Source organism: Haladaptatus rarus (assembly GCF_054177585.1).
The window spans coordinates 1-12,912 of the sequence record NZ_JBPEHG010000034.1; the positions used below are offsets into that span (position 1 = coordinate 1).

General features: G+C 64.6%; 13 protein-coding genes. 10 read left to right on the plus strand and 3 right to left on the minus strand.

Annotated features, from left to right (window positions below):
* The 9 genes from ACR3FE_RS27460 to ACR3FE_RS27500 form a co-directional block, all read left to right on the plus strand.
* Positions 1–302, plus strand: a 302-nt coding sequence (locus ACR3FE_RS27460; RefSeq protein ID WP_458211035.1) for a nucleotide-binding domain containing protein, incomplete at its 5' end; no start/stop codon positions are given.
* Between the two features lie 27 nt (positions 303–329).
* Positions 330–680 (plus strand): cupin domain-containing protein, encoded by a 351-nt coding sequence (locus ACR3FE_RS27465; protein ID WP_458211036.1) that lies wholly within the window; start codon positions 330–332, stop codon positions 678–680.
* Positions 677–1,696 carry a 4-hydroxythreonine-4-phosphate dehydrogenase PdxA gene (gene pdxA, locus ACR3FE_RS27470; RefSeq protein ID WP_458211037.1) on the plus strand — a complete coding sequence of 340 codons (1,020 nt, stop codon included), beginning with the start codon at positions 677–679 and terminating at the stop codon, positions 1,694–1,696. Before ACR3FE_RS27465 ends, pdxA begins: the two co-directional genes overlap by 4 nt.
* Before the next feature lie 173 nt (positions 1,697–1,869).
* The gene (locus tag ACR3FE_RS27475) at positions 1,870–3,393 is read left to right on the plus strand and encodes a hypothetical protein (RefSeq protein WP_458211038.1); all 1,524 of its coding nucleotides are present in this window, start codon (positions 1,870–1,872) and stop codon (positions 3,391–3,393) included.
* Between the two features lie 23 nt (positions 3,394–3,416).
* A complete protein-coding gene (locus ACR3FE_RS27480; protein WP_458211039.1) occupies positions 3,417–4,370 on the plus strand; it encodes a carbohydrate ABC transporter permease in 954 nt (317 codons plus the stop codon).
* Positions 4,367–5,245 carry a carbohydrate ABC transporter permease gene (locus ACR3FE_RS27485; protein WP_458187020.1) on the plus strand — a complete coding sequence of 293 codons (879 nt, stop codon included), beginning with the start codon at positions 4,367–4,369 and terminating at the stop codon, positions 5,243–5,245. The genes ACR3FE_RS27480 and ACR3FE_RS27485 overlap by 4 nt, the downstream gene beginning before the upstream one ends.
* A gap of 19 nt (positions 5,246–5,264) precedes the next feature.
* On the plus strand, positions 5,265–6,470 hold the full coding sequence (locus tag ACR3FE_RS27490; RefSeq protein ID WP_458211040.1) for an ABC transporter ATP-binding protein: 1,206 nt from the start codon (positions 5,265–5,267) through the stop codon (positions 6,468–6,470).
* Positions 6,471–6,629: 159 nt separating this feature from the next.
* Positions 6,630–7,136 carry an LUD domain-containing protein gene (locus ACR3FE_RS27495; protein ID WP_458211041.1) on the plus strand — a complete coding sequence of 169 codons (507 nt, stop codon included), beginning with the start codon at positions 6,630–6,632 and terminating at the stop codon, positions 7,134–7,136.
* Positions 7,133–9,340 (plus strand): LUD domain-containing protein, encoded by a 2,208-nt coding sequence (locus ACR3FE_RS27500; protein ID WP_458211042.1) that lies wholly within the window; start codon positions 7,133–7,135, stop codon positions 9,338–9,340. Before ACR3FE_RS27495 ends, ACR3FE_RS27500 begins: the two co-directional genes overlap by 4 nt.
* A gap of 99 nt (positions 9,341–9,439) precedes the next feature.
* On the opposite strand, the gene ACR3FE_RS27505 is transcribed toward ACR3FE_RS27500, so the two are convergent.
* Positions 9,440–9,577: a hypothetical protein gene (locus tag ACR3FE_RS27505; protein ID WP_458211043.1), complete on the minus strand. Its 138-nt coding sequence runs from the start codon at positions 9,575–9,577 to the stop codon at positions 9,440–9,442.
* 99 nt (positions 9,578–9,676) lie between these two features.
* On the minus strand, positions 9,677–10,648 hold the full coding sequence (locus tag ACR3FE_RS27510; protein ID WP_458211044.1) for an NAD(P)-dependent oxidoreductase: 972 nt from the start codon (positions 10,646–10,648) through the stop codon (positions 9,677–9,679).
* A 105-nt stretch (positions 10,649–10,753) separates the two neighbouring features.
* Between ACR3FE_RS27510 and ACR3FE_RS27515 the strand changes: the two genes are divergently transcribed.
* Entirely contained in the window at positions 10,754–12,010 is a 1,257-nt protein-coding gene (locus tag ACR3FE_RS27515; protein ID WP_458211046.1) for a mandelate racemase/muconate lactonizing enzyme family protein, read from the plus strand.
* A gap of 19 nt (positions 12,011–12,029) precedes the next feature.
* On the opposite strand, the gene ACR3FE_RS27520 is transcribed toward ACR3FE_RS27515, so the two are convergent.
* A partial coding sequence (locus tag ACR3FE_RS27520; protein WP_458211045.1) for an MFS transporter occupies positions 12,030–12,912 on the minus strand: 883 nt, incomplete at its 5' end.

Here is a 12,912-nt window from a genome sequence, read left to right on the forward strand (position 1 = left end):
CGGCCCGCGAGCGGGTGACCGCCGCGCTCGGCACGGCCGCCGTGCACGTCTGGGCGGAGCGCGAACCACGCGGACTATTTCTGACCGGAGGGGCTGTCGCGAAAGCCGTCCTCGGCGAACTCGAAGCGGGCGGAATCGCACTCCGCGGCGAGGAGGTCGCCGTCGGCGTCCCCGGAGGTGAGGTTCGCGGTGGGCGTGCCGACGGGACGCCCGTCGTGACGAAGGCAGGGGCGTTCGGAGAGGACTCCACCGTCGTCGACGCGTTAGAGTACCTCCGGCGAATCCCACGGGGGAGCAAGTGATAAGGGACTCTCTGCAAACATGGCCGTATGGAAATCGATTCCTACGATGCACGCGATGCCGTCGAGAACCCCGACGGCGTCCACCTTGCGCAACTCGCCGCGGGTGACCGGGCGAGCGTCCAGCACTTCCGAATCGAACCGGGTGCCGGTGTGGAGACTCACAGCCACGAACACGAGCAACTCGGGTTCGTGAACGAGGGCGAACTCGTCTTCACCGTCGGCGGTGAGGAGCGCATCGTCGAGGCCGACGACGCGTACGTGATTCCCGCGGACGAGCCGCACGCGGCCGAGAATCGTGGTGACGACGCCGCCGTCGGTATCGAAGTGTTCGCCCCGGCGCGCCAGACGCCTCCCTGGACCGAGGAGGGCGACTCATGAGTGGCCGTCACCCGCGCCTCGGAATCACGATGGGCGATCCGTCTGGAATCGGCGCCGAGGTTTCGGTCGGAGCCTACGAGACTGCCCGCGATATCGCCGACGTTCTCGTCGTCGGCGACGCGGACGTGATGCGAAAAGCTGCACGGGCCTGCGACGCCGACCTCGCGATCAACGCCATAGACGACGTCACCGAAGCCCGGTTCGAGGCGGGCGTCATCGACGTTATCGACCTCGACAACGTCGATTCGGCAAACCACGACTGGGGTGACCTCCGGAAAGAGTACGGGAGTGCGAGTCTCGAATACATCGAGCGAGCGAGCGACCTCGCGATCAACGGCGACATCGACGGCATGGTCACCGCACCCATCAACAAACAGGCGACGCGGAAGGCCGGGAGTGAACACGCCGGGCACACGGGACTGCTCGCGGCACGGACGGGGGTCGACAACTACTCGATGATGCTCATCGAGGAGCACCTCCGGGTCACGCACGTCAGCACGCACGTTCCGCTCCGCGAGGCCTGCGACCTCGTCACCACGGAGAACGTCCTCGAAACGATTCGCGTCACCCGGGAGGGGCTCCGGGACCTCGGTCTCGAGGACCCGACCATCGCCGTCGCGGGTCTGAATCCCCATGCGAGCGACGGCGGACTCCTTGGCGACGAGGACTTGGCGGAAATTGCGCCGGCCGTCGAGCGCGCCCGCGACGAGGGCATCGACGTAGAAGGGCCCGGATCTTCCGATACGGTTTACGTGCATGCAGCACGGGGCGACTACGACTGCGTCGTTTCGATGTACCACGACCAGGGCCACATCCCCATCAAGCTCCTCGGGTTCAGCGAGGGTGGCGAGGTCAGCGGCGTGAACATGACCGTCGGTCTGCCTATCGTCCGGACGAGTGTCGACCATGGGACGGCGTTCGACATCGCCGGTCAGGGAATTGCCTCGCCTCAGAGCATGGTCGACGCCATCGAGGTCGCCACGTCGGCCGTCCGGAATCGGCGGACGCAGGAGTGACCGATCCCCGGCGCTCGTTTTACTCCCTGTTCATACCACATTGGCGCCCTCGAATACTTTCACGGCGCTGGTATAATAGAACACTGAACCACCTAACTTAATTAATTCTAATTATAGATATTATTGCCCCCATAGTTAGATATAAACCCTCCGAAAATAAGTTATCAATTCACATGCCAAACGGTAGTGAGTCATTCGACCGCAGAGACTTGTTGAAAGCTACGGGCGTCGTTGGGGCTGCGGGCCTCGCCGGTTGTATCGGCGGTGACCAGTCTAGCGATTTCACGGAACAGGCGAAGAAAATCGGCTTCACGGATGGCTGGAAGAAGCGTCGTATGACGTCGCTCGACGAGTGGCCGCTCGAAAAGCGCAAGCAGGTTCCGCCGGAGAGCAAGCAAGCTAGCGCCGATGCCTGGAAGAAAAGCGGCGCCATCAAGAGCCAGCCGTGGACGCCCCCCGAAGGCTGGAAGGACACGGCCGCCGGTGACGTCGACAAGATCCAGATTCTCAATTTCGGGTCGTTGAAATACGACCCCGCGACGGCCGCGACACACGCGATGTTCGAGTCGCAGACGGGTATCGAGCTTGACCCGCTTGAGATCGTCGTCGACCAGGCCATTCCGAAGGAGACGGCATTCCTCCAGGCCGACAAGGCCAAACCCCAGATGTTCTCCGTGGTCATCACTGACTCGCTCTCATCGTTCGTTGCCGGCGAGCACCTCCAGCCGATCGACCCGTTGATGGGCGACGACGCGATGTGGGACCCGGTCCAACCGGTGGCGAAGCAGACGTTCAACTACAACAACCACCTCTACGCCGGGCCGAACATTCTAGAGGGAAGTCTCGTCCACACTCGCCCGGACCTCTTGAAGGAGCAGGGCGTCGACGACGCGACTATCAAGAAGATCATGGACGGGTCGTGGTCCTGGGACGACCTCGAGACGGCGATGAAGGCGTTCGAGGGGACGGGGACGTACGCGTGGGCGTACCGCGGTTCCTCCCGTGTCTATACGCTTCGCGACTTCATGAAATTGTTCTACCAGGCCGGTGGATCGTTCGCCAACAGCGATGGCAAGGTGAAGGTCAATACCAAGGCGGGCTACACCGCCCTCGAGAAGATGGTCAAGTGGCGCGAGAAGGGTTGGGTTCCCAACGAGGTCGTCAACTACGGCCAAGGTGACCTCGCCGACGGGTTCCTGTCCGGCCAGTTCGCGATGGTTCCGGTCTTCGGTGACCTGGTGCCGAAAGCACTGGAGAAGTACAAGAAGGGCGACCAGTACCGGCCTACGCTTAGCCCGAAAGGTGGCAAGGACGTACCGAAACCGACGCGCGCAGGCATCGCGTCGCCGGCCGGAGTCTCCGTCAATTCGAACGCAAGTACAGGTGAGAAACTCGCGGCAATGCTCTACCTAGATGCGCGGTTCAGCCACCCGTCAGCTTGGTTCGAATTCGTCGTCGAGGGCAACCAGAGCTATGTGAACAAGGTCTACGACGAGGCGTCACAGACGGGTGCTTCAGCGTTCGCAGACATCCGTGGCAAGCAGATGAAGCTCAACAAGTCGGAAGTGTTCCCCCAGGAACGCCCAATCAAGCAGCGGGTCAGCCAGGAATGTCAGAAGGCCATCGCCGGCGACATCTCCGCCAAGAAGGCGCTCGACAACGCCCAGGACTTCATCAACACTGTCACCGGCCAGTAATCGGATAACACTCCTTTCCCACTATGTCACACCAAACAGAGACGACCTTCACCGACCCCGAGACGAGGTATGAGGAGATTCGGTCTCGGGTTTCACAAGTCGTAAACGACCACATCCTCCTCGTCCTGCTAGGGCCGGCGTTACTGGTCATCACGGCCATCTTCATCTACCCGGTTGTCCAGCTGATCAAACAGTCGTTCTACTTGACTATCCCGGGCGTCCCAAGTCGGTTTATCGGGCTGGAGAACTACGCCAGCATGTTCGAAAAGGCGGAGTTCTGGACCTACTTCCGACACACGCTAGTGTACTCGTTTGGGTCGCTCACAGTTAGTTTGGGCAGCGGCTTGGCCATCGCACTCGCGATCAACCATATCACGAATCAGCGACTGCGAAACGCCTACTCCACCGTCCTGATGTTCTCGTGGGCGATTCCGCTGGCGGTCGTCGCCCTCATCTGGAAGTGGATATTCACGGGCAACCAACTGGGCTTCATCAACATGGTTCTGACCGACCTCGGCATCATCAGCCAACCCTACGCGTGGCTCGCCCACCAGAATCTCACGATGGCGCTGGTGACGCTGACCGACGCGTGGGCGCGAATGCCGTTCGCGATGATCGTGTTGCTGGCGGGACTGCAGTCTATCCCCCAGCACATGTACGACGCCGCGAAGGTCGACGGCGCGACGACGTTCCAGACGTTCCGTGCTATCACCCTTCCGTACCTGCGACCGTACATCGCGATCGTCGCACTGATCAACTGGATGTTCGCGTTCCGCGCGTTCGCCGTTATCTTCCCGATGACCCGCGGCGGCCCCGGGACGCGTACGACAGTGTTCAGCATCTACATCTACCGGACCGGCATGGTCAACTTCAACTACGGCTACGCCTCCGCGATCGCGGTGTTCATCATCCTGATCTCGCTCGGCGTGGCTACCTTCTACGTGACGAAGGTCATGGGAGGTGTGCAAGACGAATGAGCATGATCGACGAAGGCCACGAACGAATCAACTACGAGACCAGACAGCGGTTCTGGGACGTCATCGAGAGCAAGTACGTCGTCCACCTCGTGCTCGGGGTCGCGGTACTCACCGTCGTCGTCCCGCTCTTCTGGGAGTTCATAACCTCACTGAAGACGAACGACGCGGTCTACAACCTGTCGTACTTCCCCCGGGACCCGACGCTCTCGACCTACTACAACGTCCTCATCGAACAGCAGTACTGGCGGGCGCTGGTGAACAGCCTCATTATCTCAAGCACCACCACGGCGGTCGTGATGCTACTCGCGACGCCGGCGGGCTACGCGTTCAGTCGGTTCCGGTTCCCCGGTGACAACATCATCTTCATCGGCGTGTTATTCTCGCGGCTGTTTCCGCCGATCGGGCTCATCGTCCCGTACTATCAGATAATGGCGTGGCTGGGGCTGCTCAACAGCCTGCCCGGCATCATCATCGCGCAGGTGTACCTCTGGCTGCCGCTGATGATCTACATCATGCGGAACTTCTTCATGTCCATTCCACCGGACCTCGACGAGTCCGCGCGCGTGGACGGCTGTACGAAGTTCCAGGCGTTCCGAAAGATCGCGCTGCCGCTTGCGGCACCGGGCGTGGCGGCGTGCTCGATACTGACGTTCCTGTACTCGTGGCGTGAGTTTCTCTTCTCGCTCATCGTCACGACCGACCTCGCGTCGATGCCCATCTCGGTGGCGGTGTACAAGTTCGTCGGTGACGTCTCTGTCCAGTGGGCCGGACTCGCCGCCGCGAGCATGGTCGCGATCGTGCCAACGATGCTCATCGTGTTGTTCTTCCAGCGATACATCGTGAGCGGACTGACGGCCGGCGCACTGAAAGAATGAACACTCGGAGAGACAACCCATGAGCGAATCAAATTCCCCAACGGCCGACGTTTCGGCTCCGACCGACAGCACAGGCGACGAAGACATCAACGTCCAGATCGACGGCTTCACGAAAGTCTTTCAGGACCAAAACGGCGACGACGTCGTCGCCGTGGAGGACGTCAACATTGACGTTCGACGCGGCGAGTTCCTCGTCTTCGTCGGACCGTCCGGATGCGGTAAGACGACGACGCTGCGGACCGTCGCGGGCCTCGAGACGCCCACGGAGGGCCGAATTATCATCGAGGACGAGGACGTCACCGGACTCGACCCGCGCGAGCGCGGCATCGCGATGGTGTTCCAGAACTACGCGCTCTACCCGCACATGACGGTCCGCAAGAATATGTCGTTCCCGCTCCGGATTCGGAACTACCCGGAGACCGAAATCGACGAACGCGTCGAGGAGGCCGCTCAACTGCTCGAAATCGATGACTTGCTCGACCGGAAACCGTCACAGCTCTCGGGTGGCCAGCAACAGCGCGTGGCACTCGGTCGTGCCATCGTCCGCGAACCGTCGGTTTTCCTGATGGACGAGCCGCTATCCAATCTCGACGCGAAGCTCCGCGTCCAGATGCGCACCGAACTGAACGAGATTCACCAGCGCGTCGGAAAGACGACCATTTACGTGACCCACGACCAGGCCGAGGCGATGACCCTCGGCGACCGCGTCGTCGTGCTGAACGACGGCGAACTCCAGCAGATCGGTGCGCCCCAGAAGCTCTACGACCACCCGACGAACCGCTTCGTGGCCGGGTTCATCGGCGAACCGCCGATGAACTTCATGGATGTCGACCTCGTCGACATCGGCGACGGCTACCGCGTCCGACGCGAGACCATGGACCTCGAACTGCCCGACGACATCGGGCGAGAACTCGACGGATACGCGGGTGACCTCGACGACGTCACCTTTGGGGTTCGACCGGAGGACCTCCACGACGCCTCGGAGGTCCAGACGATATCCGTCGAGGAGGCGAACACCTTCGATGCCACGGTCAAGGTCGTCGAGCCGATGGGGTCGGACAAGTTCCTTACCGTCGAACCGTTCGAGGACGAGTCCGAGATAAGCGCCCGCGTCTCGCCCGACAGCGAAGCGTCCGTCGGCGACGTCGTCACCCTCACCGTGGACATGAGCAAGGGCCACGTCTTCGACGACCGGACGGGCGACAACATCACCCAGAATCGGTAGCGACGTCGCTCGGATCGGTCAGATGGGATTCGCCTCGACCCCACCGCTCACCGCATTCCCGTTCTTGGTCGACGAGCGGCGACGCCGCGAAAAAGTCCATCCGTCGCGGGGATGTCCGTATGGACAACACTTATCGGGTTCCTCGGTCAACTGGCGGCTATGTCGACCGACACCCTGTCGGCGTTCGAATCGTCGCTCTCCGAGATTGACGTCGACTGTCGGCGCACCGACCGCACCGAGTTCGCCAACGTGCTCGACGATGTCGTCGAAGAACCCGCCGTGGGCGCACTGCTTGAGGGATACGACGTCTCGCTTGAGGACACGCCGGTCACGCTTGAGCCCACGCCGCGACAACTCAAGAACGCCGCGACGGGCGTCACCCCCGTCGAACGGGCGATAGCCGAGTACGGGTCGCTCGTCATCGAATCGAACTCTGCGGGCAACGAACCGATTAGCCTCTACCCGCCGACCCACGTCGCCGTCGTCCGGGAGAGCGACGTCATTCCGAACGTCGAGGCCGCGACGGACCACCTCTCGGGGCGATTCGCCGCCGGGAGGTCCGCCGTGTTCGCGACCGGCGTCAGTTCGACCGGCGACATGGGCGCCCTGGTCGAAGGCGTCCACGGGCCGAAGACCGTCCGCGTCGTGCTCCTCACCGACCAATGAGTACGGGTCGAACACACCGGCAGAGGGCCGAGGAGATTCGCCACCTGCTCGAGACCGAGGGCGACGCCGTCCAGGCGAACACGTCGGTGTTCAACGCGGAACGGTATGACGCCATCGAGCGCTTCGACGAGTTCGAGGACCTCCGAACCGAGGCCCGCGCCATCAAGGCGGAGGCCATCGAGAACCTCCCCACCCTCATCGACCGCCTCCGCGAAAGCGTCGAGGCGAACGGCGGGAACCTCTACTTCGCCGACGACGCCGCCGACGCCAACCGCTACATCGAGGAGGTCGTCGAATCCGAGAACGCGGAGACGCTCGTGAAGAGCAAGTCGATGACCTCCGAGGAACTCAAGATCAACGAGCACCTCGAGGACGTCGGCGTCGACGTCTTCGAGACCGATCTCGGGGAGTTCGTCCTGCAGGTCGCCGACGAGGGTCCCTCCCACCTCGTCGGCCCGTCGCTCCACAAGTCCAGAGACGACGTCGCGGCCCTGTTCAACGAGTACTTCGACCCGGACGAACCCTTCGAGACCGCGGAGGAACTCACCGCGTTCGCCCGGGACTACCTCGGGGAGCGGATTCGCGCGGCGGACGTCGGGATGACCGGTGCGAACTTCATCCTCGCGGAGTCGGGCACCATCGCCCTCGTCACGAACGAGGGCAATGCCCGGAAGTGCGCCGTCACGCCCGACACGCACGTCGCCGTCGCGGGCGTCGAGAAGATCATTCCCGACGCCGCCCGACTCCAGCCGTTCGTGGAACTCATCTCGAAGACGGCGACCGGCCAAGACATCTCGCAGTACGTGACGATGCTCACGCCGCCGGTCGACTCGCCCACCATCGACTTCGACCGCCCGGACGAGCCGATCGGCTCCAGCGAGCGCGACCGGGAGTTCCACCTCGTCCTCGTGGACAACGGTCGGTTCGCGATGCGCGAGGACGACCAGCTCCGGGAGACGCTGTACTGCATCCGGTGTGGCGCCTGCGCGAACTCCTGTGGCAACTTCCAGCACGTCGGCGGTCACGCGTTCGGCGGCGAGACCTACACTGGTGGCATCGCGACCGGCTGGGAGGCGGGTGTCCACGGCCAGGACACTGCGGCCGGCTTCAACGACCTCTGTACCGGCTGTTCGCGCTGTGTGAACGCCTGCCCGGTGAAGATCGATATCCCGTGGATAAACACGGCCGTCCGCGACCGGCTCAACCGCGCGAACGACCCCGGGAAGTTCGACTTCCTCGTGGAAGGGCTGACGCCCGACGCCGAGTCGGGCGGCCTCGACATCCAGAAGCGCGTGTTCGGGAACTTCGAGACGCTCGCGAAACTCGGGAGCGCGACCGCGCCCCTGTCGAACTGGCTCGTGGACCTCGGGCCGGTTCGCACGGCGATAGATCGATACTTGGGCATCGACCGGCGGCGAGACCTCCCGACGTTCGAGCGCGACACGCTCGTCGACTGGTTCGAGAGCCGCCGGCCGCGCGCCCCGAACGCCACTGCGGACCGCAAGGTCGTCCTTTATCCGGACACCTACACGAACTACGTGCTGGTCCACCGCGGGAAGGCCGCGGTCCGGACGCTCGAGGCGCTGGGCGTCCACGTCGAACTGGCGCCGCCCGCAGAAAGCGGGCGGGCCCCGCTGTCCCAGGGGATGATCGCGACGGCGACCGAGCGGGCGACGGCCGTCGCCGATGACCTGCACCCGTATCTTGACGCCGACTTCGACATTGTCGTCGTCGAACCGAGCGACATCGCGATGTTCCAGCGCGAGTACGGGAAACTGGTCGGCGACGACGTCCACGAACGCATCCGCGAGAACAGTTACGAGGTCATGGAGTACGTCTATGGCCTATTGCACAACGGCGCCGACGGCGACGCGCTCGCCGACCCGGGCGGTTCCGTCGCGTACCACAGCCACTGCCAGCAGCGGACCCTCGGTCTCGCGGTGTACACGGAGGCCGTGCTCTCGGACCTCGGGTTCGACGTCGTCACCTCCGACGTCGAGTGCTGCGGCATGGCCGGCAGCTTCGGCTACAAGAGCGAGTATTATGAGCTGAGCGTGGACGTCGGGTCGGACCTCGAGACGGAGTTCGCCAACGAGCGTGACCGGACGCTCGTGGCGAGCGGGACGTCGTGCACCGAGCAGATGGAGACGCTGTTCGGCCGCGACGTCACCCACCCGGTCGAGCTGCTCGACCCGTCCCGGTAGAACCGCCGGGCCGCTTCCGCGATCCGATGGCGGTCGTTCGCCCGCACTCCATAGCCGGCCCGACGGCGTGGCCCGGGCTCGCTCACCGCTCTTCGTTGTCTAGTTCCCGGTGCCGGTCGTCGAGGTCCGGTGCGTCGAAGCGTACTCGCCGTCAGCGAGGCGCTCGCGTAGATCCGCCTCGGTCTCGGGCTTCGCTGCTGCCGCCTCGGCGACGGTCTCGGCGTCCGCCTGCGGCACCTCGGCGACGACCGCCGCCGGAACGTCCGCGAACGCCTTGACGCGCTCTCGCTCCGAGCGGTCGACGTCGATTACGACGTCGTTCGAACTTCCGGCGTCTCACTCCGGTCCGGCGACCTGGTTCTCCAGGCCGGCGAACTCGCCCGTCTCCTCGAAGCGCTCGACGTTCCGCGCGAGGATGTCCGCGCTGCGGTCGTAGTACTCCGGCGTGTGACCCGCCATGTGTGGCGTGATGTGGACGTTCTCGAAGTTCCAGAGCGGGTGGTCCTCCGGCAGCGGTTCGGGGTCGGTCACGTCCAGCGCCGCGCCGCGGAGCTCGCTGTTGTGGAGGGCGTCGAGCAGCGCGTCGGTGTCGACGACTGGCCCGCGGGCGACGTTGACCACCACGGCGTCCGGCGGGAGGGTCTCGAACTCCGCCTCGCCCAGCAGTCCCACCGTCGTCTCGGTCAGCGGGCACGCGAGCACGATGTAGTCCGTCTCGGCGAGCGCCGCCTCGAAGTCGGCGTCCTCAAAGCCCACCACCTCATCGGTTGGCCCGCCCTTCTCCGGCGTGTAGCGGACGCCGATAGTCCGCACGCCGAACGGTTCGAGGCGGTCGACGACGGCTTGGCCGATGGCCCCGAGGCCGACGACTGTGACCGTCGACCCCATGAGTTCGTGGGCCTGGTAGTGCTGCCATCGGCGGTCGCGCTGGCGGCGCCACCCCTCGTCGAGGCGCCGGGAGAACACGAGCAGGTTCCCGACGACCTGTTCGGCCATGTTCGGGCCATGGATACCCGACCCGTTCGTGACCGCTATGCCGCGCGCTTCGAGTTCGTCCAGGGGCAGGTGCTCGTAGCCGGCCGAGTAGCAGGCGAACAGTTGCAGGTCGTCTGCATGCTCGAGGAGTTCTTCGTCGATGGCCCTGCTTGTGACGACGGTCGCGTTGGGAATCTTCTCGAGTTCCTCCGTCCGCGTGCGAGCGAGTTCGACCTCGTAGTCTGGGAGTCGCTCTCGAATCGCCTCGGCGTACTGCTCGATGGGTATCCCGTGCGTGCCTGCTCTGAGAACCAGTATGGTTCGCTGCGCCATGGGCGTTCTGTCCGCCGAGAACGATAAAACTGTTCCGCCTGGGAAGGGTGTCCTGGGTCGCGGCAACGCGTAACTATTTGTATCATGGTAGAGATGCGCATGACGATGGCGGACTCGAAGTACCACCACCTGGTCGCAGAGATGAAAGGCGGTATCGAGTGGCGCGACCTCCGAGACGACGGTATGCACCGTGACCCGGAACGCGACGTGGAGATAACGGCGGTCGATTGCCACGTGGTCGGCGGTAACTTCCCGTGGAACCTCATCACCGTCGAGACCGACGCCGGCGTCACCGGCCTCGGCGAGGCGTTCAACGGGCCAATCAGTGAACACGTGGACTATCTGGAGCCCGGTCTCGTCAGGGAGAATCCGTACGACGTCGAGCGACTCGCCGAGCACATGACGCAACTGCTCTCGGGGCTCGCGGGCGGGGTCGGCTACTCCCAGGCGGCGGTGTCAGGCATCGAGACCGCGCTCTGGGACCTCGTCGGCAAGCTGACCGGCCTCCCGGTCTACCAACTGCTCGGCGGGAAGTACCGCGACGAGGTCCGCATCTACGCGGACTGCCATGCGGGCGAACACCTCGACGCCGGCGACCGCAAGTCCGAGGAGGCGTACGACCCTGGTGCGTACGCTGCTGCGGCCGAGGCGGTCGTCGACGAGGGGTTCGACGCGCTGAAGTTCGACCTCGACGTCGCGGCGGGCGGGGCCGACACCGCGACGCGTCGCCTCTCGAACGCCGCCGTCCAGCACAAGGTGGACATCGTCGAGGCGGTCCGCGAGCGCATCGGCAACGACACGCTGCTCGCGTTCGACCTGCACTGGAATTTCTCGGTGGAGACGGCGCTCCGCATCGCCCGGAAGCTCGAACCGTACGACCTGGCGTGGCTGGAGGACCCAGTGCCGCCCGAGAACGCTGACGCGCACCGCCGCGTCACCGAGGGCACGAGCACCCCCATCCTCGCCGGCGAGAACCTGACGCGCGTCGAGGAGTTCGTCCCGTTCCTCACCGACGGCGCCATCGACGTAGCAGCGCCCGACATCCAGAAGTGCGGCGGCCTCGCGGAGTTCCGGCGCATCGCCGCGCTCGCCGACGCCTTCGACGTGCCGGTGACCCCGCACAACGTCGCGAGCCCCATCGGAACGATGGCGAGCGTCCACGCCTGTGCGACGGTGCCGAACGCGTTCGTGCTCGAGTACCACGCCCGCGACGTCGACTGGTGGGACGACCTCCACACGGACGACCCGCTCATCGACGACGGGCGGATTCGCGTCCCCGAGAAACCCGGACTGGGTCTCAAACTCGACGTGGACGAACTCAACGAGCGCCTCGCGCCAGACGAAGAGCCCATCGACCTCTGACCGTCTCGGGCGACTCCGGTCAGTCGTCTGCGGGCACGGCGTGCGGACCGTGGCTCTCGGCGACGCGGGACCCTACTAGGGCCGCGCCCGCCCACGAGAGCGAACTCGCGGCGATGAACGTTGTCTCGAAGCCCACGAGCATCGCAGAGATGCCGAACAGCGGCGGCGCGACCATCCCGCCAAGTCCACGGGCGGTCGACCGAAGGCCGATGAGCTCCGATTCGCGTTCGATCGGCGCGACGTCGCCGATGAAGGCAATGATACCGGTCTGGAGCGCGGAGAACGCGGTTCCCAGCGCAAACAGGCCCGCCCCAGCGATGAGCGCGCGCACGAGCATCGACTCCGGGAGGGTCGCGAATCCCAGGAGGAACGAGTAGAACCCACTCCCGACGAGGCCAGCCACGATGAGCTGTTTCCGACCGATGTCGTCGGCGAGTCGGCCCATCAGGTACATGCCGACGATCTGAACGCCAGGGTTGATGGCGAGGAGGACGCCCATCACGAACGGCGAGACGCCGACGTTCGAGACGAGATAGACGGGCAGCAGGCTCGTTATCCCGAGGACCGTCAGGCTCCGGAGGAACGAGGCGACGTACAGCCACTGGAGCCCGTTCGTCCGGAAGTGGTCGGTGCCGGACGTCGGGAGAAGGCGGTCGACCGTGGTCCGGGCGATGTTCCGGACAGTGACCTCCCTGTCGTGGTCCGGAGTCGGGTCCTCGACGAGGAGACAGGCGAGGGCGACGATGGCCGCAAAGCCGGCGAGCAGGAGGTAGACGGTCGGGCGAGCGAACAGCTCGATGAGCGCGCCGGAGACGAACTGGCCGAGCATGAAGCCGACAGCTGCGGCGCTCGAGAACAGGCCGACCGCCCGCCCCCGCCCGCCGTCGCCGCCGCGCTCGCTC

Bases quoted from the DNA above. Each gene is read 5' to 3' on its own strand.
- ACR3FE_RS27465 (WP_458211036.1), top strand. From the start codon at position 330: ATGGAAATCGATTCCTACGATGCACGCGATGCCGTCGAGAACCCCGAC.
- pdxA (WP_458211037.1), top strand. From the start codon at position 677: ATGAGTGGCCGTCACCCGCGCCTCGGAATCACGATGGGCGATCCGTCT.
- ACR3FE_RS27475 (WP_458211038.1), top strand. From the start codon at position 1,870: ATGCCAAACGGTAGTGAGTCATTCGACCGCAGAGACTTGTTGAAAGCT.
- ACR3FE_RS27480 (WP_458211039.1), top strand. From the start codon at position 3,417: ATGTCACACCAAACAGAGACGACCTTCACCGACCCCGAGACGAGGTAT.
- ACR3FE_RS27485 (WP_458187020.1), top strand. From the start codon at position 4,367: ATGAGCATGATCGACGAAGGCCACGAACGAATCAACTACGAGACCAGA.
- ACR3FE_RS27490 (WP_458211040.1), top strand. From the start codon at position 5,265: ATGAGCGAATCAAATTCCCCAACGGCCGACGTTTCGGCTCCGACCGAC.
- ACR3FE_RS27495 (WP_458211041.1), top strand. From the start codon at position 6,630: ATGTCGACCGACACCCTGTCGGCGTTCGAATCGTCGCTCTCCGAGATT.
- ACR3FE_RS27500 (WP_458211042.1), top strand. From the start codon at position 7,133: ATGAGTACGGGTCGAACACACCGGCAGAGGGCCGAGGAGATTCGCCAC.
- ACR3FE_RS27510 (WP_458211044.1), bottom strand. From the start codon at position 10,648: ATGGCGCAGCGAACCATACTGGTTCTCAGAGCAGGCACGCACGGGATA.
- ACR3FE_RS27515 (WP_458211046.1), top strand. From the start codon at position 10,754: ATGGCGGACTCGAAGTACCACCACCTGGTCGCAGAGATGAAAGGCGGT.